Annotated in this window: 26 protein-coding genes; 15 read left to right on the top strand and 11 right to left on the bottom strand. The window is 40.5% G+C overall.

Annotated elements, in window-relative coordinates:
* Positions 1–251: 251 nt before the first annotated feature.
* The 7 genes from BLU33_RS25125 to BLU33_RS14520 are packed head-to-tail and all read left to right on the top strand — an operon-like array spanning position 252 to position 3,525.
* Complete coding sequence (locus BLU33_RS25125) at positions 252–401, top strand: hypothetical protein (protein WP_157682153.1); 150 nt, start codon at positions 252–254, stop codon at positions 399–401.
* 27 nt (positions 402–428) lie between these two features.
* Complete coding sequence (locus BLU33_RS25130; RefSeq protein WP_157682154.1) at positions 429–578, top strand: hypothetical protein; 150 nt, start codon at positions 429–431, stop codon at positions 576–578.
* 55 nt (positions 579–633) lie between these two features.
* Positions 634–780, top strand: a complete 147-nt coding sequence (locus BLU33_RS25135; RefSeq protein WP_157682155.1) for a hypothetical protein — start codon at positions 634–636, stop codon at positions 778–780.
* A gap of 40 nt (positions 781–820) precedes the next feature.
* The gene (locus tag BLU33_RS25140) at positions 821–964 is read left to right on the top strand and encodes a hypothetical protein (protein WP_157682156.1); all 144 of its coding nucleotides are present in this window, start codon (positions 821–823) and stop codon (positions 962–964) included.
* Between the two features lie 54 nt (positions 965–1,018).
* Complete coding sequence (locus tag BLU33_RS14515) at positions 1,019–1,894, top strand: pentapeptide repeat-containing protein (RefSeq protein ID WP_091374258.1); 876 nt, start codon at positions 1,019–1,021, stop codon at positions 1,892–1,894.
* 36 nt (positions 1,895–1,930) lie between these two features.
* Entirely contained in the window at positions 1,931–2,101 is a 171-nt protein-coding gene (locus BLU33_RS25145) for a hypothetical protein (RefSeq protein ID WP_157682157.1), read from the top strand.
* Positions 2,102–2,151: 50 nt separating this feature from the next.
* Positions 2,152–3,525, top strand: coding sequence for a dipeptidase (locus BLU33_RS14520; RefSeq protein WP_091374261.1), 1,374 nt, complete (start codon positions 2,152–2,154; stop codon positions 3,523–3,525).
* 611 nt (positions 3,526–4,136) lie between these two features.
* Here BLU33_RS14520 and BLU33_RS14525 read toward each other — a convergent pair.
* Positions 4,137–5,234, bottom strand: coding sequence for a mandelate racemase/muconate lactonizing enzyme family protein (locus tag BLU33_RS14525; RefSeq protein ID WP_091380575.1), 1,098 nt, complete (start codon positions 5,232–5,234; stop codon positions 4,137–4,139).
* Positions 5,235–5,931: 697 nt separating this feature from the next.
* Here BLU33_RS14525 and BLU33_RS14530 point away from each other — a divergent pair.
* The 4 genes from BLU33_RS14530 (at position 5,932) to BLU33_RS14545 (ending at position 10,357) form a co-directional block, all read left to right on the top strand.
* Positions 5,932–6,684 carry a DUF4290 domain-containing protein gene (locus BLU33_RS14530; protein ID WP_091374264.1) on the top strand — a complete coding sequence of 251 codons (753 nt, stop codon included), beginning with the start codon at positions 5,932–5,934 and terminating at the stop codon, positions 6,682–6,684.
* A 208-nt stretch (positions 6,685–6,892) separates the two neighbouring features.
* Positions 6,893–8,200: a UDP-N-acetylglucosamine 1-carboxyvinyltransferase gene (gene murA, locus BLU33_RS14535; protein WP_091374267.1), complete on the top strand. Its 1,308-nt coding sequence runs from the start codon at positions 6,893–6,895 to the stop codon at positions 8,198–8,200.
* Positions 8,201–8,333: 133 nt separating this feature from the next.
* Positions 8,334–9,884: an ArnT family glycosyltransferase gene (locus tag BLU33_RS14540; protein ID WP_091374270.1), complete on the top strand. Its 1,551-nt coding sequence runs from the start codon at positions 8,334–8,336 to the stop codon at positions 9,882–9,884.
* 101 nt (positions 9,885–9,985) lie between these two features.
* Complete coding sequence (locus BLU33_RS14545; protein ID WP_091374273.1) at positions 9,986–10,357, top strand: DMT family protein; 372 nt, start codon at positions 9,986–9,988, stop codon at positions 10,355–10,357.
* 131 nt (positions 10,358–10,488) lie between these two features.
* Here the strand turns inward: BLU33_RS14545 and BLU33_RS14550 are convergent, their stop codons facing one another.
* The 6 genes from BLU33_RS14550 to BLU33_RS14575 form a co-directional block, all read right to left on the bottom strand.
* A complete protein-coding gene (locus tag BLU33_RS14550; protein ID WP_091374276.1) occupies positions 10,489–11,850 on the bottom strand; it encodes an alpha-L-fucosidase in 1,362 nt (453 codons plus the stop codon).
* A 159-nt stretch (positions 11,851–12,009) separates the two neighbouring features.
* Positions 12,010–13,368 carry a cystathionine beta-synthase gene (locus tag BLU33_RS14555; RefSeq protein ID WP_091374278.1) on the bottom strand — a complete coding sequence of 453 codons (1,359 nt, stop codon included), beginning with the start codon at positions 13,366–13,368 and terminating at the stop codon, positions 12,010–12,012.
* 153 nt (positions 13,369–13,521) lie between these two features.
* A complete protein-coding gene (locus tag BLU33_RS14560; RefSeq protein WP_091380578.1) occupies positions 13,522–14,385 on the bottom strand; it encodes an AMP nucleosidase in 864 nt (287 codons plus the stop codon).
* 28 nt (positions 14,386–14,413) lie between these two features.
* On the bottom strand, positions 14,414–15,553 hold the full coding sequence (locus tag BLU33_RS14565; RefSeq protein ID WP_091374281.1) for an alpha/beta hydrolase: 1,140 nt from the start codon (positions 15,551–15,553) through the stop codon (positions 14,414–14,416).
* Between the two features lie 53 nt (positions 15,554–15,606).
* On the bottom strand, positions 15,607–16,893 hold the full coding sequence (locus BLU33_RS14570) for a citrate synthase (protein ID WP_091374285.1): 1,287 nt from the start codon (positions 16,891–16,893) through the stop codon (positions 15,607–15,609).
* Positions 16,894–17,118: 225 nt separating this feature from the next.
* Positions 17,119–18,366 (bottom strand): ABC transporter permease, encoded by a 1,248-nt coding sequence (locus BLU33_RS14575; protein WP_091374287.1) that lies wholly within the window; start codon positions 18,364–18,366, stop codon positions 17,119–17,121.
* A 260-nt stretch (positions 18,367–18,626) separates the two neighbouring features.
* Between BLU33_RS14575 and queA the strand changes: the two genes are divergently transcribed.
* A complete protein-coding gene (gene queA, locus BLU33_RS14580) occupies positions 18,627–19,676 on the top strand; it encodes a tRNA preQ1(34) S-adenosylmethionine ribosyltransferase-isomerase QueA (protein WP_091374290.1) in 1,050 nt (349 codons plus the stop codon).
* Between the two features lie 75 nt (positions 19,677–19,751).
* Positions 19,752–20,474 (top strand): 2-C-methyl-D-erythritol 4-phosphate cytidylyltransferase, encoded by a 723-nt coding sequence (locus BLU33_RS14585; protein WP_091374293.1) that lies wholly within the window; start codon positions 19,752–19,754, stop codon positions 20,472–20,474.
* Between the two features lie 39 nt (positions 20,475–20,513).
* On the opposite strand, the gene BLU33_RS25150 is transcribed toward BLU33_RS14585, so the two are convergent.
* The 3 genes from BLU33_RS25150 to BLU33_RS14595 form a co-directional block, all read right to left on the bottom strand.
* Positions 20,514–20,660, bottom strand: coding sequence for a lmo0937 family membrane protein (locus tag BLU33_RS25150; RefSeq protein WP_157682158.1), 147 nt, complete (start codon positions 20,658–20,660; stop codon positions 20,514–20,516).
* Between the two features lie 115 nt (positions 20,661–20,775).
* Complete coding sequence (locus BLU33_RS14590) at positions 20,776–20,997, bottom strand: DUF2795 domain-containing protein (protein WP_002996718.1); 222 nt, start codon at positions 20,995–20,997, stop codon at positions 20,776–20,778.
* A gap of 91 nt (positions 20,998–21,088) precedes the next feature.
* On the bottom strand, positions 21,089–21,637 hold the full coding sequence (locus BLU33_RS14595) for a cob(I)yrinic acid a,c-diamide adenosyltransferase (protein ID WP_091374296.1): 549 nt from the start codon (positions 21,635–21,637) through the stop codon (positions 21,089–21,091).
* Between the two features lie 217 nt (positions 21,638–21,854).
* Here BLU33_RS14595 and BLU33_RS14600 point away from each other — a divergent pair, with 217 nt between their 5' ends.
* On the top strand, positions 21,855–22,862 hold the full coding sequence (locus BLU33_RS14600; protein ID WP_091374298.1) for a chitinase: 1,008 nt from the start codon (positions 21,855–21,857) through the stop codon (positions 22,860–22,862).
* A gap of 136 nt (positions 22,863–22,998) precedes the next feature.
* Here the strand turns inward: BLU33_RS14600 and gpmA are convergent, their stop codons facing one another.
* Positions 22,999–23,685: a 2,3-diphosphoglycerate-dependent phosphoglycerate mutase gene (gene gpmA, locus BLU33_RS14605; protein WP_091374301.1), complete on the bottom strand. Its 687-nt coding sequence runs from the start codon at positions 23,683–23,685 to the stop codon at positions 22,999–23,001.
* 107 nt (positions 23,686–23,792) lie between these two features.
* Between gpmA and BLU33_RS14610 the strand changes: the two genes are divergently transcribed.
* Positions 23,793–24,389, top strand: coding sequence for an acetate uptake transporter (locus tag BLU33_RS14610; protein WP_091374303.1), 597 nt, complete (start codon positions 23,793–23,795; stop codon positions 24,387–24,389).
* Positions 24,390–24,404 lie beyond the last annotated feature (15 nt).

The raw sequence follows: 24,404 nt of genomic DNA on the forward strand, positions 1-24,404 counted from the left end.
CTTTTTTAAAGAAACTTTCTTTAAGTGCAACAAAACATAAGTACCTTTGATTTGTTAATTAACTGATAATCAAATTTTTATCAATGGTAAAAATACTTGCTTATTACTTTATGAATAAAGTAATAGTTACATGCAATAAGCAACGTATATCAATTATTACCATTCTATCGTAATAAAAACATGTAAGCTCCGGGTCATTAGTATTTAATGACTATTAATAATCGTTTTAATATAAAAAAAATAAAAAAATAATGAAAGCGACAATTCTGGCAACAGTATTAGTTTTTAGTTTGGGTATTTTATCATTCCAAACTAAAAAAGAAAACACTAAACAGCCTATTGTTATTATACAAAGGTTTAGTTTTTCAAATAATTTAAAGAACCTGGCAAGTGCCGATTAAAAGATCACCCTTAAAAAATATAAACATATGAAAAAGCTCATCATCGCAGCAACACTAATTTTTACCACAGGCATTTTAGCCTCACAAACAAAAGTGAACAACAGTCATCCGGCTTCTGTTTCTATACAAAAATTTAACATCTCAACCGAGAAAAAAGATTTGGCCAGCGCCGACTAATTAATTACCCCTATTATCTATTAATAACATTATTCAATTTTTAAAAATACAGATCATGAAAAAAATAATCATCGCAGCAGCAGTAATTTTTACTACAGGCATTCTTTCCTCATGCAACAAGGAAACTAATATCAAAACAACTACGGTTGTGCTAGTTAGAACATTTATGTGTGAAAAGAAGAATCTGGCTAGTGCTGATTAATTGATACGTGATCATCAATAATAATTTAAAAAACAACCCAATGAAAAAGATCCTCTTAGCAGTTATCATAGTTTTCAGTGCAGGTATTTTATCATTAAATACCAAAGTGAGCCATATACAACCTGTTTCTACAATTCACATTTCTTATTTCGAATACAAAAAAGAACTGGCCAACGGGGATTAATTTCAAACAATACAACAAACAAAATTTAAAATCATAATCATAAAATATAAAATCATGAAAAAAATAATCATAGCATCAGCAGTAATGTTTTCAACTCTTTTAGCAAATACAAACAACGTTTCTGCTTCCCCTATACATAAAAAAGTTCCAGCTAAACATATTGCTTTCGAAAAGAAAGACTTAGGCAGCGGCGATTTCCAAAACATTGCTTTTGAGAAAAAAGACTTAGGCAGTGGTGATTTCCAAAACATTGCCTTCGAGAAAAAAGACTTAGGCAGTGGTGACTTCCAAAACATTGCCTTCGAGAAAAAAGACTTAGGCAGCGGCGATTTCCAAAACATTGCTTTTGAGAAAAAAGACTTAGGCAGCGGCGATTTCCAAAACATTGCTTTTGAGAAAAAAGACTTAGGCAGCGGCGATTTCCAAAACATTGCTTTTGAGAAAAAAGACTTAGGCAGCGGTGATTTTCAAAACATTGCTTTCGAGAAAAAAGACTTAGGTAGCGGTGATTTCCAGAATCTTGCTTTTGAGAAAAAAGACTTAGGCAGTGGTGACTTCCAAAACATTGCCTTCGAGAAAAAAGATTTAGGCAGCGGTGACTTCCAGAACATTGCTTTCGAGAAAAAAGATTTAGGTAGTGGTGACTTCCAAAACATTGCCTTCGAGAAAAAAGATTTAGGCAGCGGTGACTTCCGGAACATTGCTTTCGAGAAAAAAGATTTAGGTAGTGGTGATTTCCAGAACCTTGCTTTCGAGAAAAAAGACTTAGGCAGTGGTGATTTCCAAAACCTTGCTTTTGAGAAAAAAGACTTAGGCAGTGGTGATTTCCAGAACTTTGCTTTCGAGAAAAAAGACTTAGGCAGTGGTGATTTCCAGAACCTTGCTTTTGAGAAAAAAGATTTAGGCAGCGGTGATTTTCAATTAGTATAATCATTATCAACCTAACAAATCTTAAAATCAAAGAATATGAAAAAGATCATCATTATAGCAGTAGTGGTATTATCATCAGTTATAACTGCATTTGCATTAAGCAGGAAAGATGAGAAAAAGGATATCACTACATTAAAAATTCAGACATCTGATTTTGCGCTAAAAAACATAAACGCGCCAAAATCAGATCTGGCAACAGCTGATTAATATTACCAATTGGTTATAAAAGGTATATTTGTCGCAAATAAATAATTTATATGCAGACCATAAAACAGTATGTAGAAGACAACAAACAACGTTTGTTAGATGAGCTATTCGACCTGCTGCGTTTCCCATCAGTAAGCGCAGATCCAAAATACAAACCCGAGGTGCTAAAAACCGCCGAATACGTAGCTGAAAAGCTGCGTGCCGCTGGTGCCGACAAGGTAGAAGTTTGCCAAACAGCAGGTTATCCTATTGTTTATGGTGAAAAAATGATTGATGCCTCAAAGCCTACTGTACTGGTTTATGGCCACTATGATGTACAACCGGCCGATCCCCTGGAGCTATGGAAAACCCCGCCATTTGAACCCACAATACGCGATGGCAAAATATATGCCCGTGGTGCCTGCGACGATAAAGGTCAGTTTTATATGCACGTAAAAGCTTTTGAATTGATGATGCAAACAGATACACTGCCATGCAACATCAAATTTATGATTGAGGGTGAAGAAGAAGTTGGCTCAAACAACCTGGGCATATTTGTTGCGCAAAACAAATCACGCCTTAAAGCCGATGTAGTATTAATATCAGATACCTCCATGATCAGTATGGAACACCCGTCACTGGAAACCGGTTTGCGCGGTTTATCGTATCTTGAAGTTGAAGTAACCGGCCCTAACCGCGACCTGCACTCAGGTGTTTACGGCGGTGCTGTAGCTAATCCTGCAACTATATTGGCTAAAATGATAGCCTCGTTGCATGATGAAAACAATCATATCACCATACCTGGTTTTTATGACAAGGTTGCAGAGTTAACCCCACAGGAACGCAAGGAACTTAATGCAGCACCTTACGATGAGGAAGAATACAAAAAGGATCTTGATGTAGCCGAGCTTTGGGGCGAAAAAGGTTACACTACCTTCGAGCGTACCGGCACCCGCCCAACACTTGAGGTAAATGGCATTTGGGGCGGCTACATTGGCGAAGGCGCGAAAACAGTATTGCCATCAAAAGCAAATGCAAAGATCTCAATGCGTTTGGTGCCAAACCAAACATCAGAGGAAATAACAAAACTGTTCACCGAGCATTTTGAGAAAATTGCACCGGCATCGGTAAAAGTAAAAGTAACCCCACACCATGGCGGCGAACCAGTGGTAACACCTACCGACAGCATTGCTTATAAAGCAGCACAAAAAGCTATTGCCGAATCATTTGGTAAAGAACCGATCCCAACCCGTGGCGGCGGCAGTATCCCTATCGTAGCACTATTTGAAGCTGAATTGGGCATTAAAACCGTATTGATGGGCTTTGGCTTGGATAGTGATGCATTGCATTCACCAAACGAGAAATACGATATCTATAATTATTATAAAGGCATTGAGACTATCCCATTGTTCCACAAATATTTTGCGGAGTTAAGCGCGGAATAACAACACATACAGAGTCTCTTTCACCAAGCGTCATTGCGAGGTACGAAGCAATCCCCGATTAGCAGAGCCGCTCTGTATAGTTTGGGATTGCTTCGTACCTCGCAATGACGCTTCAAGAGAATTTACTCTTTCTTTCCCCGTCAGTAGAACAGCTTCGGGTGAAATCAGGCAAAACAATGGTGGCCTTGTGCGTGGCAGGGCATAAGCAGATTTTTACAGAAGCGCAAAGGCCAAGTGCGTAGCGCAAGCAGGGTAAAAATATAGCAGCCCAGGTTTTGCCTGATTTGCAGCGCAAAGGCCCTGTGCGGCAAAGAAGCATTTCTACTGACTTGATTTATTCATCTATTATTTGTTTTTCAATGGTATTCATGAGCTCCCTACGGTCGGTTTTTATTTCTTTTGTATCAAGACAATACGGCGAAGCCCTCTTGAGCACATTTGAAAAACAAACAACTTGCGAAAAACAAATAGGCCTTAGCGGCTATGAGCGATACCAAGTAGCTAAGCAACCCGTTCTGTACAGTCGGGGATTGCTTCGTTCCTCGCAATGACGCGCTGATAAAAACCAATGACCCAATGACAGCGCAGCGAATGATTCAATGACAGCGAAGCTAAATAACAAAAAGTTCGCACCCTTTTAAAAACTCATCATTCGCGTCAGCCCCAATACCAATGGCATCGGTAATATCCAATAAATACCCGTCATACATTACACCGCCAATGCAAGGGTCAACCTTGTGGCCCAGCATACAGGTATCCATATCATAAAACTTAATATTAGGGCTCGCATATACAAAATGCAGCTTGGCGCTTAAGGCGATCCTGCTTTCCAGCATCCCACCCATCATACAGGGGATACCTTTATCAGCCGCCACATCATGAATCTGCGTAGCTTCAAATATCCCACCCGATTTGGCGAACTTAATATTAATATAATCGCACGACCGGCTATTGATCTGCTTACGGGCATCATGATGATTATAAATACTTTCATCACCCATAATTTTTACCGGCGACAACTGCATTAGCTCATGCAGGCGGTCATCATACCAGGTACGCATGGGTTGCTCACAAAACTCTATATCGCAGTCGCCCATGGCTTGCAGGGCATATACAGCGGCATCAAAGCTCCAGCCCTGGTTAGCATCAATACGTATCTTCATATCCCGCCCAACAGCTTTACGAATGTGCTTTACCCGTGCAATATCCTCACTTGCACCTTTGCCTAGCTTTACCTTTAATATCCGCGCTCCCAAATCTTTAAACTCAACTGCCTTTTGCGCCATCACTTCAGGACTTGCTATACCAATGGTTATATCCGTTTCCACAATACGCCTTTCGCCACCCAAAAACTTATAAAGTGGCAAACCGTCATGTTTAGCTGCCAGATCATATAATGCCATATCGAAAGCACTTTTAATGGTGGTATTCCCCGCTGTAAAATCATTCAGTTGCTGCAGGCGGTCCTCAATATGCAAGGCATCCTTCCCTTTCCATAGCTTGGCAAACTCGCGTGCCATAATTAAGCAGGTATCCTGCGTTTCACCAACAATCATCGGGAACGCTGAACACTCACCCACCCCATAAAATCCGGCATCAGTATGCACACGTATAAACACATTCTGTGCATGATCCATAGTACCCGTAGCAATAGTAAACGGCACCATCGGGATACTAAACCTGTAAATATCAATCCGGGTAATAATCAGTCTGTCAGCCAAAGTATTTTATTTTATTATACGGCAATTTAGGGAAATAAGATGAGGAGATGCGTTTGAATATCCATTTATTTTAGTCCTTATGGTATTTACACATATTCAAACGTAGCTCAGACCAGGTGAGTCAACAAACTGCATTCTACCCCCACCCGGCCTTCCCTAAGCTTAGGCGGGGGTGTCGACTAAGGAGACGGAGGGGGTAAAACGGAGCGCGTCGAAGTTCAGCGTTAGTGATAGAAGCGGGTACCGGCCCTGAGCGTAAAGCCTGCAGGCGTATGAGCGTATAGCACGGCCGAAGGCAACGCCCAAATTGCCTGAACTCGAATTTCTTGAATTTTTAGAATGAACAGAATTCTAAAAATTCGTTAATTCTGAAAATTCGGGTTCAGACAATTTGGGCGTTTCCCTCCGGGTCAGGCTTTCCAGGGCTGCGCTGTCGCTTCGGCCACTTGCCGCACACTTACCCCTGCCCGCCGTGGCTAAACCCCTCCAATCCTTAACGCAAGTGTCACAAAAAGAAAATACTACGCAACCAACTAACCCCCAATCATTAAAAATTTGTTTTCTAATTTCAATACCTTACATTTGTATTTCTTCGTTAAATAATAATTCAATTTTAGCCGCCAATCCCGTTTTCCGGGAACGCTGCCTGGCTAATTTAAAATCTTCATAAAAACAAACAATTAACATGGCTCAAGAAAACACGCCTGCGATTTTTGATTATAACTCAACCAGGAACAAACTTATCCTGTCGGAATACGGCCGCAACGTACAAAATATGGTTAAATATATTGTAGCGCTGCCAACCAAGGAAGAACGCAACCGCTACGCACAAGTAGTAATTGACCTGATGGGTTTTTTAAACCCCCACCTGCGCGATGTTGCCGACTTTAAGCATAAGCTCTGGGATCACCTGCACATCATATCCGACTACCAGATTGATGTGGATTCACCATATCCAAAACCTACGCCAGAGGCTGTACACATGAAGCCAAAGCCGTTAAGGTACCCGCATCAGCGTATAAAATACAAGCACTATGGCAAAACCATTGAGCTGATGATGGAAAAAGCTAAAGCCATTGAGGAGCCTGAGCGCAGAAAGCACATGATACAGTCTATAGCCAATTTCATGAAAATGGCTTATGTGCAATGGAACAAGGATTCTGTTACGGATGAAAGCATCCTGGCTGATTTAACAGCCATGTCGGGCGGTGAGTTAAAGGTTGACGAAACCATTAATCTTAACCGTGTTGAGTATCGTGCTGCACCGCAAATCAATACCAATAACAACAATCGCGGCCGCAGCAATAACCAAAACAATCGCGGTGGCGGAGGAGGAGGTGGTGGTCGTACCAATAACAACAATCCCCGCAATAATAATAACAACCAAAACAACCGTAACCGCAATAACGGCGGTGGCGGAGGCTCAAGAAAATATTAATTAGTTCATGGGTAATGGTTTATAGTTCATAGTTGATTTCGCAAAACTCAGCACGTTCTCTTTTGTTCATAGTTTATGATAAGTCGACGATTTATTTTAATCTTTGCAAACAACGAAAGAAAGTATGACATGCTCATTTTTGCTATGAACTATCAACTATGAATCATGAACTGAAACTAACTATAAACCAGCGAACTAATAAACTATTATGAATAACGCCTTTGAAATAATTGGTGGCAAACCCTTAAAAGGCGAAATAACGCCGCAGGGTGCAAAAAACGAAGCTTTACAAATACTTTCAGCTGTATTATTAACCAGCGAAAAAGTAACCATCAGCAATATTCCTGATATTACGGATGTAAATAAACTCATTGAGCTGCTGGGCGATATGGGTGTTACGGTTGAACGCCTTGGCCCGGACACCTACAGTTTTGAAGCAAAAAACATAGATCAGGACTTTTTCCTGTCAGATGCTTTTAAAGCACAAGGCGGCGGATTACGTGGCTCTATCATGATAGTAGGTCCGCTGTTGGCCCGCTTTGGCAAAGCATCCATACCAAAACCGGGTGGCGATAAAATTGGCCGCCGCAGACTGGACACCCACTTCCTGGGTTTTGAAAAACTGGGTGCCCGTTTTGATTATAATCCCGAAAATGGCTTTTTTAATGTAGATGCCTCAAACCTTAAAGGCACTTACATGCTGTTGGATGAAGCCTCGGTAACCGGTACAGCCAACATTGTAATGGCTGCCGTTTTAGCCGAAGGCATAACCACCATTTACAACGCCGCCTGCGAACCCTATTTGCAGCAATTATGCAAAATGCTTAACCGCATGGGCGCGAAAATAAGTGGCATTGGTTCAAATTTATTAACCATTGAAGGCGTTAAAGTATTAGGCGGAACAGAACACCGCATGCTGCCCGATATGATAGAGATCGGTTCTTTCATCGGCCTTGCGGCCATGACGGGTTCTGAGATCACCATTAAAGATGTAAAATACAAGGAACTGGGAATGATACCCGATGTGTTCCGCCGTTTAGGTATACAGCTGGAATTAAGGGGTGATGATATCTATATCCCAGCACAGGAGCATTACGAGATAGAGACCTTTATTGATGGTTCTATCATGACCATTGCCGATGCCCCATGGCCAGGCTTTACCCCCGACCTGTTGAGCATTGTGCTGGTTGTTGCCATACAAGCCAAGGGTTCGGTACTTATCCACCAAAAGATGTTTGAAAGCCGCCTGTTTTTTGTAGATAAACTACTGGATATGGGCGCGCAGATCATCCTTTGCGATCCACACCGTGCCACTGTTATTGGTTTGGATCACCAGGTAAAACTAAGAGGCATTTCCATGACCTCGCCTGATATCCGTGCAGGAGTATCGCTGCTTATCGCGGCGCTATCAGCACAAGGCAAATCAACTATTTACAATATTGAGCAAATACAGCGCGGCTACCAGCATATTGACGATAGATTAAGAGCGCTTGGAGCTGATATAAAGAGAATATAGCGTAAAAGTTAAAGGCTGAAAGCAAAAAGCTTTTTCTTTCAGCTTTGAGCTTTCGCCTTTAACCTTATTGCACCTTTAAGCCTATTCTACTTTAAACTCAAAATACTATCTTTATTCGATCCAAAATAAATCGATGTACCAAAATCGCAGATCTACCTACGCTGGTTTTATATTGATATTTGTTGCCATAAAAGTTGTGCTGAACCTGCTGGCTATGCCGCATTTTGGGTTTCATCGCGATGAGTTGTTGTACCTTGCCCTTGGCGACCATCTGGCCTGGGGATATAAAGAAGTACCACCTTTTGTCGCAATTATAGCACGATTATCCACCATACTGTTTGGTAGCTCCATATTTGCCGCACGGGTATTCTGTACCATCTTCGCCGGATTGATCATTTGGTTTACCGGCCTCATCACGGTTGAACTGGGCGGCAAAAAATTTGCTATAGCGCTGGCCTGTCTGGCAATGATCTTCTCCCCTGCATTTGTTGCATCAGATTATTTACTCCAACCTGTAATATTTGATCAGTTTTGGTGGGTGCTGGCTGTTTACCTGGTGGTAAAATATATTAACAGTTCATCGGTTAAGTACCTGTATTTTTTGGGGATAGCTATTGGTGTGGGCTTGCTTAACAAATATACTATGGGCTTTTTTACCATAGCCCTTATCATAGGCCTGCTGATCACCAAACAACGCCGCATATTATTTAATAAACATATTTTAGGAGCCATCGCTGTAGCTTTGCTCCTATTTTTACCTAACGCCATATGGCAGTTTCAGCATCACTTGCCGGTGGTGCACCATATGGCAACCCTGCGCGCCACCCAACTCGATAATATAAAACCAGCTGATTTCATTAATCAGCAATTACTGGTTCACGGCATAGCAGTATTTCTTTGGCTAACAGGGTTTTTCTTCCTGATATTCTCATTTAAGCTTCGTAAGTATCAGTTCCTGGCATTTGCCTATTTAGCTATATTCATTTTCCTGCTGGAGATGAGCGGCAAAGTCTATTATATCTTTGGTGCCTACCCCATGCTCTTTGCAGCCGGTGGTTTTGGTTTTGAACGATGGATAAAGAATTATGCCTTGCGCACGGTGATCATTTGTTTGTTTACACTACCTAACCTGATATTTCTCCCGATGCTATTACCTGTATTACCATTAAACCAAACAATGGCGTTTTTTAGGTTCACAGATAAAAATGTCCCTGTCCTGCAGTTTACGGTTATCTGGGAAGATCAAAAAAAGCATGCCACAACACAGGATTATGCGGATATGTTCGGCTGGGATGAACTGGCAAAAAAAGTTGCTGACACCTATAATTCCCTAACTCCCGATCAGCAAAAACATACTATTATATGGGCCGACAATTACGGCGAAGCAGGCGCCATGCATCATTATGGCAAGCAATACAATTTACCCGATGTATATAGCCTGGATAGCAGCTTTACCCTTTGGACACCACCAAGCATAGACCCGGATTATATTATTTATATAGATGACGATAATAATGTAACCCGAAGGCTTGCACCATGGGTACAGAGCTATAAAAAAATAGGCGAGATAGATTATCCTCTAGCCCGTGAAAAGGGAACTGAAATTTATTTATTGACCAAGCCCAATAAAGCACAATTTCAGCAAATATATCAAAGTGAACGTGCTAAAAAATTGTCGGAATAGCATACGTTTGTCTTGATTATAACAAGGGACATTATTGATCAACCATTGCTTTGCTACAAACAAAATCTTCACATAGCAAGTTTATAAACAAATAAATTCTTATGCGTGGACTAAAAACTATCCTATTCCTCTTCATTTCCAATACCTTCATGACTTTTGCCTGGTATGGGCACTTAAAATTCAAGGATTATTCATGGGGTAAAAACCTGGGATTATTTGCCATTATACTCATCAGCTGGGGGCTGGCTTTTTTTGAGTATACCTTCCAGGTACCCGCCAATCGTGCAGGTTATGAAGGTGATGGAGGCCCATTCAACCTCGTGCAGCTAAAAACTATTCAGGAAGCCATCACGCTAACCGTATTCATGATCTTCACCACCGTATTCTTCAAAACCGAAAAACTCGCATGGAACCATTTGGTAGGTTTTGGGTTGATAGTATTGGCGGTATTTGTGATATTTAAAAAGTGGTGATTGCACTAATTGTCATTGCAATGACAATGGAAGAGCAGGTAAGCAGAGCGTAAGGTCATGCTGAGGCACTCGAAGCATAAGCGTAAAGGCCTTTGCCCTCACACTTTGAGTACCTCAGTGTGACCATTTACCTACTCCAATGTCAACTCAACCACCGGAATCTCATAGTGAGGTTTATTAGCCGGTAGCGTCAATTCCAAATCATCATTCCCTGATGTTTTATACGACAACTCTGAATGATCATTTAAAAACTGCGCGTACTTTATTTTACCGTTATAACCCGGCAATATCAATTTACCATCCTTTGGATACTCGTATAAATGTACGTACAGATGCCCTGCAGCCTTATTATAGGTAAGCTTTGTTCCCTCCGGAACTTTATAGCTATCTGGTGCGTAGGTGCAATTATAAATGGCATTACTATTGGCATGCATCCAGTAAGCTAAGCTATCCAAAGCGTTTGTTGCCCTGTAATCAAATTCACCACGACCAGTAGGACCAACATTCAGGATCAGATTACCACCATTACTTACCGATGTGATCAGCAGATCAAGCAATTGCCTGTGGGTTTTCCAGGTATTTTCATCACGGTAATATCCCCATGAACCTGAAAAGGTTTGGCAGGTTTCCCAGGTTCTACCTCTGTATGGCGCCAATTCTTTGGTACTTACCTGTTCAGGTGTTTCAAAATCAGCACCATCTTTATAATCAGCCAGGTCGAGCCTGTTATTAACAATAATGCCTGGCTGTAATTTCCTGATCAGTTTTATCAACTCCACTGATCCCCAGTCTTTCGCGCCTTTACCAACACCTTTTTTCTGATCCTCTTTACTCCACGACCAATCCAGCCATATCACATCAATTTTACCATAATTGGTTAGCAATTCAGTAACCTGGTTAATCATGTACTGGCGGTATTTGGCCATATCCCTACCTTTATTTAAGCGGGTATAGTTAGCCTTACTTGTATCTTTTTGAACAAGCGGATGGCAATTATCCATGGTGTAATCGGGGTGATGCCAGTCGAGCAGTGAGTAGTAAAACCCAACCTTTAAACCTTGTGCCCTAAAAGCATTTACGTATTCACGCACAAGATCGCGTTTGGCCTTAGTATTGGTGGCTTTATAATCTGTGTATTTAGAGTCGAACAAACAAAAACCCTCGTGGTGTTTGGTGGTTAACACCGCATATTTCATACCTGCGGCTTTTGCCTCTTTAGCCCATTTAGTCGGATCGAACTGATCCGGGTTAAACTCATCAAAATATTTTTGATACTGCGCATCGGTCATAGCCTCATTGTGCTTTACCCATTCATGCCTTGCAGCTCCTGAATATAACCCAAAGTGGATAAACATGCCGAAACGGGCATCGGTCCACCATTCCAGGCGCTGTTTCTTTTGCACATCGGTTTCATTACCGATCATTTTTGTTTGCGCAAACAGCGACGGCGATGCTATAAATAGCAACAACATCAATACTTGTAATCTCTTCATAATTATAATTGGTTTTTATCAAACCTATTTAATAAACTTAATAATTTGTTATTCAAATTACGCAAAGGAATAAATGAAATTGGCAGAAAATAAAAAAGGTGTTGGATTCATCACCCAACACCTTTTTTCAAATCTTCAAATCACAGATTTTCAGCCTTATTAAGCCGATATCGCGTTTATAATATCATACTGCGTAATGATCTCAATTTTACCATTATCCTCTACCAATACAGCTATGTTATCTTTGTTTATCATGGCTGAGATCCTATCGATAGAAGTATTCAGATCTACAAACGGGAATGGAGCGGTAGTAATATTTTTTATAGGCTGAGATTTTAGCGACGGATTTTCCAGCAATGCATCCAAAATATCACTCTCGGTTATTTTACCTATCACCATACCTTTTTGGGTAACTGGTATCTGTGAAATATTTAATGATTTAATGGTGTTGATCGCTTCTAAAACGGATTTATCAAGATCGATAGTAATGATTTCGGTACTTTCCTTTTTAGCGATGATATCATGAGCAGTAAGCTTACCATCCTTTAAAAATCCACGGTCGCGCAGCCAATCATCGTTGTACATTTTGCCCAGATAACGTGTACCATGATCTGGGAATACCACCACAACCACATCACCCTCCTTAAACATATCTTTCATCTGTATAACCCCGGCAATAGCCGAGCCTGTTGAGTTACCGGCGAAGATCCCTTCCTTACGTGCAATCTCACGTGTCATTAAAGCGGCATCCTTATCGGTTACCTTTTCAAAATGGTCTATCAGGCTAAAATCTACGTTGGCAGGTAGAAAATCTTCACCTATACCTTCGGTGATATACGGGTAGATCTCATTCTTATCAAACTCCCCTGTTTCTTTATATTTTTTAAATACCGATCCGTATGTATCAATACCTAAAACCTTAATATTGGGATTTTGTTCCTTTAAATACCTTGCAATGCCTGAGATGGTACCGCCTGTACCCACACCTGCTACAAGATGCGTGATCTTACCTTCGGTCTGCTCCCAGATCTCCGGCCCGGTTGATTCATAGTGAGCCTGTGAATTTGATAAGTTATCATACTGGTTTGGCTTCCATGAGTTTGGCACCTCACGCTCCAAACGCGATGAAACAGAATAATAAGAGCGCGGGTCTTCTGGCTCCACATTGGTTGGGCAAACAATTACCTCCGCGCCAAAGGCACGCAGGGCATCAAATTTTTCTTTTGATTGTTTATCAGTACTGGTAAAAATACACTTGTAACCTTTTATAACCGCTGCAATGGCCAAACCCATGCCTGTATTGCCTGATGTGCCTTCAATAATAGTACCGCCTGGTTTAAGCTTACCGCTTTTCTCAGCATCTTCAATCATTTTAAGGGCCATACGGTCCTTAATGGAGTTACCAGGATTGCTGGTCTCAATTTTAGCTAAAACCGTAGCCGGGATATCTTTGGTTACCTTGTTTAATTTAACCATTGGTGTGTTACCAATAGTTTCCAGTATGTTATTATACCACATAAATTTCTATTGTCTATTAACCCGGTATATTAAGCCGGGATTTGGCTCAAAAATAACTTTATTGAGTGATATATTCTGTAATTAATGTGAATCAAGACAAAAGTTCAGGCTTCTTCTTGATTCCAGACTCTTAATTCCTGATTCTTTTCCCACTCAAAACTTCAAGTGCTTCACCGTTAAACCATTATTTATCAACTGTTTTAACGATTCAATACCGATATGCAAATGCGTTTCCACATATTGCTCGGTAACTTTCGAATCGCTTTCACTTGTCTTAACACCCTCAGGTATCATTGGCTGGTCTGATACCAGCAGCAATGCCCCCGTAGGTATCTTGTTAGCGAAACCTGTAACAAATATGGTTGCTGTTTCCATATCAACAGCCATGGCCCTTAGTTCTTTCAAATATTTTTTGAACACTTTATCATGCTCCCAAACACGGCGGTTGGTGGTGTAGCAGGTTCCTGTCCAGTAATCACGCGAGAAATCACGGATGGTGGTTGATATCGCCTTCTGTAAGGCAAATGCGGGTAATGCTGGCACCGCTTCAGGCATATAATCATTTGATGTCCCCTCGCCCCTTATAGCGGCTATAGGCAGTATAAGGTCGCCTACGTTAACCCTTTTTTTCAAACTGCCGCATTTCCCTAAAAATATTACCGCCTTAGGGCTGATAGCTGTCAATAGATCCATTACCGTTGCTGCTACCGAGCTCCCCATACCAAAGTTGATAATAGTGATGCCGTTTGCTGTAACACTTTGCATAGGCTTTTCAAGTCCCAAAATCGGGGCATTATCATTCCACTGCGAAAACAGCTGTATGTATTTTGAGAAATTGGTTAAGATAATGTATTTACCAAAATCTTCCAGATTACGGCCCGTATAGCGTGGCAACCAGTTGGCAACTATAGCCTCCTTGGTTTTAAGACCGGCTCTTATAGGGCTTTGAACTTCCTCAACACCCTTTGATTGATTGACGATCTGTCCGTCTTTCTTTATTTCTTTTTCTTCATTCATATTCATATAATTTTTCAGTATAAATAAGTCAATAACTACTGGTCAGCCAGCTATAAAAAGCAGGAAAATCACCGTTCCATTGCTTCTCATTATGCTTGGCACCTTTTACTATTACTGTGGGTGTATTTTGCTTACTTATACCTTTCGTTTGTATAATATCAGCCATTTTCTGCATATCACCGGTCATAGTATCACTCTCGGCATCGCCGCAAACAAAATAAAAACGGGTTTTAGCAGGCAATTGCTGCTGCTGCGCGTAGGTGAATATATCTGGTGCTACCCAAAATGCGGGCGAGAATATTCCCCCGTTACCAAATACATCAGGGTATTTCAACACAGCGTACATAGATATCAATCCCCCCATCGAGCCACCTGCAATGGTAGTATGCCGGGCATCTTTTTTAGTGCGATAATTTTTATCAATATAGGGCTTTAACGTCTTTACCAAAAACTCTACATAATCACTCCCCCTACCTTTGCCGTATTTGGAATCATAAGGATCATATTCAGTAATTCGATAATCACCACCATGGTCAATGCCCACAATAATACATTGCTGCGCGGCTGATATTTTATCCATAATTTCATCAATGCCCCATTCGCCATAGCCAGATGTAAATTCATCAAAAAGATTTTGCCCGTCGTGCATATAAATAACCGGGTACTTTTTGTTTGATGATGCATAATCTGCCGGCAGGTATATCCACACCCTGCGTTGCCTGCCAAGCTGCGGCATATCAAATTTTTCGTTAATGATATGTACGTTAGCGCTGGCGGTATGCTTTTTTTCAACAGGGCCGTAATTATCCTTCCAGTCGGCAATAGTTAATACAATGGTGGTATCGTGCACAATACTGATGCTACGGTTATCTATATCCTTACCGCTGGTATTGCATTCAACCGTTCCCCAGGTGCCCCTGGTTGCCTTAAAACTATAGTTACCTTTAGGTAGATTTTTTATGAGCTGGTATTCGCCTGATTGATCCGGCTGTAATTGCCAGGCCGTAGCCGCCGGGCTCCAGCCATTAAAATCTCCGGCTAAAAAAATAGCTTTTGCTGTTGTTTTAAACGGAGGGACTTTATCAGTTTTAAACGTAACTGTAACCTGTGCAAATAACAATGTCTTTACAAATACCATTAACACCAGTAACGTTATATTTTTTACCATTTTTAAGTTTACAAAAAAGCCCCGATATACGGGGCTTTTTATTTTTTAATATTTTATCGATCCTGTATATCTACATAATCCCTGTTGGTTGCACCGGTATAAATTTGGCGCGGACGACCGATAGGCTCTTTGTGAACCTTCATCTCTTTCCATTGCGCTATCCATCCCGGTAAACGGCCCAATGCAAACAATACCGTAAACATATCAGTTGGGAAACCTAATGCACGGTAAATAATACCTGAGTAAAAATCAACGTTAGGGTATAATTTACGCTCGATGAAATAAGGATCTTTCAAGGCAACTTCTTCCAGCTTTTTAGCTATTTCAAGTACCTCATCATCAATACCTAATTTTTCTAATATATCGTCACATGCCTTTTTAATGATCTTAGCGCGTGGATCAAAGTTTTTGTAAACCCTGTGGCCAAAGCCCATTAAACGGAACGGATCATTCTTATCTTTTGCTTTAGCAATCCATTTATCGGTATCTCCACCATCTTCCTGTATCTTTTGCAGCATCTCGATAACTTCCTGGTTAGCGCCACCATGCAGCGGGCCCCACAGTGCCGATATACCTGCAGATACCGAAGCGTAAATATTAGATGCAGATGAACCTACTATACGCACGGTTGATGTAGAACAGTTTTGCTCGTGATCAGCATGCAATATTAATAAGGTATTCATTGCGCTAACAACTACCGGATCTATCTCCACAACTTCAGTACGCTGACCGAACGTCATGTTCAGGAAGTTGGTAACGTAGTCGTATTTATTTTGTGGGTAGATGTATGGATGCCCTAATGATTTTTTATAGATCCATGAAACTATGGTAGGCATTTTAGCCAGTACCTTAATGATGCTTAAATTAAGCTCTTCAGCAGTTTGATTTGGCTTTAATGATTCAGGATAAAAAGCCGACAGCGAAGATACCAGTGAAGAAAGCTGCCCCATTGGGTGCGACTTTGACGGGAAACCGTCAAAAAACTTCTTCATATCCTCATGCACTAAGGTATGGTGGCTCAAATCAAAGTTGAATTTCTTTATCTGCTCTTCGGTTGGCAATTCGCCGTAGATAAGCAGGTATGCTACTTCAATAAATGATGATTTTGCGGCCAGTTGCTCAATTGGATAACCCCTGTATTTAAGTATCCCCAGTTCGCCATCTAAAAATGTGATAGCACTTTGCGTTGCGCCGGTATTTTTATAACCGATGTCTAAAGTTACGTAACCTGTTTGATCTCTTAGTTTCGATATATCAATGGCTTTCTCACCTTCTGAACCTTCAATAACCGGAAGTTCGTAAGTTTTATCGCCAATTATTAATTGAGCTATTTCTGACATAGAATATTTGTATTTGCAACAAATGTAGTAAATCTACCTTATTAATACCCGGATTTTACCCTTGTTAATTGTAAAAATTTAGCTTGATCTGACATTATTACCCTCTATTTTATCAATTTGTTAATTCAATAACAAAACAGGGTTAATTATAACCGTTAATAACAACAACTAACGGCGGATAGGAAACTAACTTAATAATGTTAAACAGAAAATTTATTTTTCAGCTTAGTTCGACCGGATGGCTTCAACCGGGTTAAGCCGTGAAGCAGAATAGGCCGGGATAATACCGGATAAAAGGCCTATAATAATTGAAATGCTCATACCTCTGATGATATTACTTGCACCAAGCACCACCTTTACATCAAACATACCCTTAATGGCCAATGTCCCCAGAAAAACAAATGACAAACCAATTATACCGCCTACTAAACACAGGATAACAGACTCGATCATAAACTGTAATAATATAAAGTAGTTTTTGGCCCCTAATGATTTTTGGATACCTATAATATTGGTACGCTCTTTTACCGATACGAACATAATATTGGCAATACCAAAACCACCCACCAGTACAGAAAAACCACCTATAATTATACCACCGATATCCAGCACGCTAAACACCTTTGATAGCTGATCAGAGAGCATAGTTGTTTTGTTAAGCGAGAAGTTATCATCAGCATTGGGTTTTAACCGCCTTATGGAGCGCATAAGCATATGCAATTCACTTTCCAGTTCATCATCACTTACCCCATCCTTACCGCGTACAACTATTTGCGGCTGATAGTTTTCATTCTGCACATCTATAACATCTTTGGCAAAGTTTATCGGTATCAGCACATTCTTATCATCACTATTGCCCAGCATATCATCACCTTCTTTTGAGAATACGCCAATGATGTTCACATAGCGACCCATTACCTTTAACTGCTTACCAACGGCCGTACCATCCGGGAAAAGATGCTGCGCGATATCAAACCCAATAATCGCGACAGGTGCGCCGGTTTTTGATTCTATATCAGTAAAATACCGGCCCTGTGCCAGGTCGAAGTTCCAAACCTTGTCATGATCCTGCATTACAGCGTTAATGTACGTACCTTCAATGGTATTGCTTTTGTATTTTATGGTACGACTGCTAAAAGCGATCTCGTAGGAGATGCCGAAAGCAAGTGTGCTGCGCTTTTGCAACTGATCATATTCCCGCAGGGTTGGAACCGGCCGCTGCATGTATTTCCACCACGGAAAGTCACCATCAAATATCCATGGCCATTTTTGTATATATATACTGTTGTTCCCCAGTTTATTTACGCTCTCCTGCAGGTTATTCCGCAAGGTATCAACTGCCGACCGTACCGTTATAATAGTAAAAATACCTATAGTCACCCCCAGTAATGAAAGCATAGTACGCAGCTTATTTTGCCTTAAGGCATCATACGCAAACAAAAAGCTTTCCCTTAAAAGTTTTAAAAATATCATATCATTAATTGATTACACCGGTGATAGCCTGATTTTGGAGCTGATATAGTTTAGACGATAACACAACACTTAAGTTACAGTATTTTTTTATTTAAGTATTATTAAATAATTAGATTAGCTGTGTAAACTTAAAACAATATCACTAACCAATTGTAAATAAATCGGCGCAACCATAAAGTGGAGCACACCTCCTTAAAATAATTAACGAAATAAACAAAAAAAACCTTACATTTGCGCCCTGAAAATTCATATATATAAGCATGAAATTATCGCAATTCAAATTCAATTTACCTGATGCATTAATAGCTAACACTCCGTCTCACGCACGTGATGAAGCCCGTTTAATGGTCTTACACAAAGATTCAGGTAAAATTGAGCATAAAATATTCAAGGATATATTAGATTATTATGATGATCAGGATGTAATGATCCTTAATAATACAAAGGTGTTCCCGGCCCGTATGTACGGTAATAAAGAAAAAACCGGCGCTACTATTGAAGTTTTTTTACTTCGCGAATTAAACAAGGAATTACGCCTTTGGGATGTTTTGGTTGACCCGGCCCGTAAAATACGTGTTGGCAACAAATTATACTTTGGTGATGACGATTTGTTAATTGCTGAAGTTGTTGACAATACTACATCACGTGGCCGTACTATCCGCTTTTTGTTTGATGGTACCGACGAAGAATTCCGCCGCAATGTGGAGATCCTGGGCGAAACACCACTGCCAAAATACATTAAACGTAAAGCTACCGCTGAAGATAAAGAGCGTTACCAAACTATTTTCGCTAAACACGAAGGAGCTGTTGCAGCACCAACTGCAGGCTTGCACTTTAGCCGTGAGCTAATGAAACGCCTTGAACTTAAAGGCATTGACTTTGCTGAAGTTACCCTGCACGTAGGTTTAGGGACTTTCCGCCCGGTTGAGGTTGAAGATCTGACCAAACACAAAATGGATTCAGAGCAATTCATCATCGAGCAAAAACAAGCCGATATTGTAAACAGGGGCATTGAAAGAAAGAAACGCATTTGCGCCGTTGGTACAACCTCAATGCGCGCTATTGAATCAGCTGTATCAGCTAATAAAACTTTAAAAGCTGCTAACGACTGGACAAGCAAGTTCATTTTCCCTCCATACGACTTTAGCATTGCTAACTCAATGGTAACTAACTTCCACACGCCTGAATCAACTTTATTGATGATGATATGTGCATTCGGCGGTTACGAACATGTAATGAATGCTTACGAAGTAGCCGTAAAAGAAAAATATCGTTTCTACAGCTACGGCGATGCTATGCTGATTATATAATTATCATTAGATTTGAAATATAAAAAATGAGATTTGAACTTATTCAAATCTCATTTTTATTTTAAACGGTTTTTCATGAGCTCGCTTTCAACTACTCACCATTCACCACTCACCACTCACAATCATGCTATAATAGTTGCCGGTGGCTCAGGCACACGAATGGGGGCGACTATACCTAAGCAGTTCCTTTTATTGAATGGCAAGCCGGTTTTAATGCACACCATTGAGGCATTTCATAACTGTAAAGCGCAACCCCATATCATTTTAGTTTTAAATACTGATTTTCACACCTACTGGCAACAGCTATGTGCCGACCATAATTTCACGGTTCCCCATCAATTAATAAAAGGTGGCGAAACCCGCTTCCACTCCGTTAAAAATGGACTGGACCGTATACCTGATGATATTAATGCCGTAGTTGCCGTACAGGATGCCGTAAGGCCATTGACTGACAAGGAGATCATTGACAGATCATTTACTTATGCCCTCGAGCATGACAATGCAATAGTTGCTGTAAAAAGCCGTGATTCTATTCGCCAGGTGCAAAATGGCCGTTCAGTTAGTTTGCTGCGCGATGATATCTATTTGATACAAACCCCGCAAACCTTCAGGTTAAGTCAACTCAAAAAAGCTTATGAACATGGTTATGATGCCAAATTCACTGATGACGCAAGTGTTGCTGAGCAATCAGGCATGGCTATAAATTTAATAGAGGGTAACTACAAAAACATTAAGATCACCTTCCCCGAGGACATTGCCATTGCCGAGGCTATATTAAACAAAAAGCCATCTGCCTGAAAAAGACAAATGGCTTAAATAATTATTGATAATTAAGAGCTACGCCCGCCTGATCAAACCTAAAAGTAAAGCAATAATAGCTATTACCAACAGCACGTGTATTAAACCCGTTGCTGAATAAAGAAACACTCCTAATGCCCACCCTATAATCAGGATAACGGCAATGATATACAATAGACCTCTCATTTTGTTAAAGTTTTAGTTGATGAATATGTTGTATCAATAACTAAAATCATTCCAAAATGTTCTCAAATAAAAAAACCCTGTAAAATACAGGGCTCTTTATTTCGGGTAAGTTTAATTAATATTCGTCCTCGTTAAAAAAGAAGTCGTCCTTAGTCGGATAATCCGGCCAGATCTCTTCTATATTTTCATAAGGCTCACCATCATCTTCCAATGCCTGCAGGTTTTCTATAACCTCAACAGGTGCGCCGGAACGTATGGCATAATCAATTAACTCATCTTTTGTTGCGGGCCAGGGAGCATCTTCAAGGTGTGATGCAAGTTCAAGTGTCCAGTACATATCTTATTTTTATAATAATTTTTTACTAAATTACTTTTTCGCAAAAGTATAATATTTTTAAATTGATTATCAATATTTTTTTTCTATTTTTTTAAATTCTTGGAATCCACTCATTCTCAGGTATTTTATGTTCATTCCCAATCTTACGTGCCAGGGTAAAAAGGTAATCACTCAGTCTGTTCAGGTAAATATTAACCTTTTCATCAACTGCACTTTCCTCAGCAAGGTGTACCGTTATCCTTTCAGCCCTGCGGCATACACATCGTGCAATATGGCAAAATGAAATGGTATTACTACCACCCGGCAGAATAAAATGTTTTAACTGTGGCAATTCCCCATCCATCCTATCCATTTCCTTTTCCAGCAGCTCAATATCCGCCAGGTGAAGATCGGGGATGATCATTCTTGATTTTTCAGGATCAGCCGCTAATGATGAGCCAATAGTAAACAACCTGTCCTGAATATGCTTCAATATCTCCTTATCGTGTGCGGTTATTTCCTGATCACGTATCAACCCTATGTACGAGTTAAGTTCATCAACTGTACCATAGCTTTCAATACGCAGGTGATGCTTGGGTACACGCGTACCTCCTATTAATGAGGTAAACCCCTTATCACCGGTTTTAGTATATATTTTCATTTTGTCGATAGATTTTTCACTCCCTCTTGTCATCTCGAACGCTAGTGAGATATCTTCTGCGACTTGCATTACCGCATTGCATATTTAAGCAAGATCTCTCACTAGCGTTCGAGATAACAAATAGCGAGTTTAATATGCATATAAAAATACATTTTAAAATGTTTTATTTAAACTTGTTGAAAGTTAAACTATCAATAACTATATCTGTTACACTATAATGAGATCTGCCCTTTTATCAACAAAATTCATCTGCGTTTTATTAGTTACCATTGCTTTGTTAAGCTTTAACTGCGGCAATGCAAGCAGTAATAATGCATCAAGCAATAATGCGCCCGCTATAAAAAAAGTAAGCATTGCCAGCTTTTTAAGCGAGCAACAGTTCAATGACCTTTTTCCAATGCATGATAAATTTTACAGCTATAAGGCATTTATAAAAGCTGTTGATGAACTGGGGCAGGTAAAACTACAGGTGAGTCGGCGTTCAACCTGGATATACCAGTTTATACGTACCGATAAAACTACCGGCAAAGCTACAACTATACGCCAGGATGCTGATTGGAACGAGGCCTGGGCTAAAGCAAAACCAGACTCAACCTACATAGTCGATTATGGCAACTTTTGTACTGCCGCTGATGCGCAAACCAATAAAAAAGAACTGGCTGCCTTTTTCGCTGAAATATCGCACGAAACACGCCACGGCGAAGACGGCAAATACAACGATGGTTTGATGTTTATACATGAATATGATACCACACAGGCTTACACTGCTGATAATGATATGTACCCTGCTGTTAAAGGCAAAAAATATTATGGCCGCGGCCCGATGCAAATAAGCTATAATGGCAATTATGGCTATGCCTCTGATTGTATTTTTGGCGATAAGAAAGTGCTGTTAAATAATCCCGAACTAGTGGAAAAAGACCCGGTAGTAGCCTTTAAAACTGCTATCTATTTTTGGATGACACCACAGCCGCCCAAACCATCGGCACATGATGTAATGACCGGCAAATGGCAACCCAGCGCTGCTGACAAAGCTAAAGGCCGCTCACCTGGCTTCGGAATGACAATTAATATTATAAACGGACAAATTGAGTGTAACAAAGGTGATAACATAAGCAGTATGAATGACCGCATTGGCTTTTATCAGCATTTTTTAAAGAAACTGGGTGTGAACGATCCGAATTGCACTTGCTCATGTGAAAGTATGAAACCGTATACCCCCTAGCCCCCTAAAGGGGGAACTTTTTGATTTGCATAATGGCTTCTATCCCACTTTATAGTCTTCAGTCTGCGACTGAAGACTATAGATCAAGAAAGTTTATAACTTTCAATACTTGCTCCCCCTTTAGGTGGCTAGGGGATTACAAATAATAATGTCGTATCCTGTTCAATCCTTCATCCAGCTCATAAACCATTGGTACACCGGTTGGCAAATCGAGTTGGGTAACTTCCTCATCGTTCAGATGATCAATATATTTTATCAGCGCCCGCAAACTATTGCCATGCCCGCATACAATCACTTTCTGATTTTTGCGGATAGCGTCAACAATACTTTCGTTCCAGAAGGGCAACACCCTATCCATTGTAACGCTTAGGTTTTCGGTTAGGGGTAGTTCACGCTCTGTTAAATTTTTATAACGGATATCATGGCCCGGATAGCGGGGATCTTCCTTTGTTATGGCAGGCGGAAATTCATTGGGGTCTCTCCGCCATTTTTGCACTTGCTCTGCACCATATTGAGCTATGGTTTCATCCTTATTTAAACCCTGTAAAGCTCCATAAAAACGTTCATTTAAGCGCCATGATTTTTGAACCGGAATCCACAGATGATCCAGTTCCTCCAACAAAATATGCAGTGTTTTTATGGATCGCTTTAGTAACGATGTAAAGCCTTCATCAAAATTATAGCCATGCTTTAGTAATAGCTGGCCTGCCCTTTTAGCTTGCTCTACGCCTTCAGGCGATAGGTCAACATCCGTCCACCCGGTGAAGCGGTTTTCCTGGTTCCAGATACTTTCGCCGTGGCGTATTAATACGAGTTTTTGCATAGCTATTGTTTAACGCTAATTTAGGATATCGGTTTGTAAAAAAATTTGCTAAATAGATTTAAAGCCATAAATTGCAGGTATAAACCCAATTAAAACCTCTTAACATCATGATTCCAACTGTACAGGCTCCTGTTACCGTAAAGGATAACATTGCCAATCCTGCACCGCTCGGCCTTTGCGCCTTTGGTATGACCACCGTATTATTAAACTTTAAAAACGCCGGCTTTATCGAGATCAACTCCATGATACTGGCCATGGGCATTTTTTATGGCGGACTGGCACAAGTTATAGCCGGCATAATCGAGGCCAAAAAGAACAACACCTTTGGCTTAACCGCCTTTACATCTTATGGCTTCTTCTGGTTATCACTGGTGGGCCTGATTGTTATACCATCACTTGGCTGGATGCCCAAACCATCAGAAGCTGGTATGAGTGCTTACCTGGGTATGTGGGGACTGTTTACCTTCCTGATGTTTTTTGGCACCCTGAAGTTAAACCGGGCATTGCAGTTTGTATTTGGCTCACTAACTATTTTATTTCTCCTATTAGCTATAAGTGATGGCACAGGCAATAAAGGTTTGGGACAAATAGCCGGTTATGAGGGTATCATCTGTGGTGCATCAGCCATATATACAGGCATGGCTAATTTACTAAATGAAGTTTATGGAAAAACTGTATTGCCGATAGGCCCTGTACAATCATAAATTATTAGATTTGCA

The sequence above is a fragment of the Mucilaginibacter mallensis genome, from assembly GCF_900105165.1.
GTDB lineage: Bacteria > Bacteroidota > Bacteroidia > Sphingobacteriales > Sphingobacteriaceae > Mucilaginibacter > Mucilaginibacter mallensis.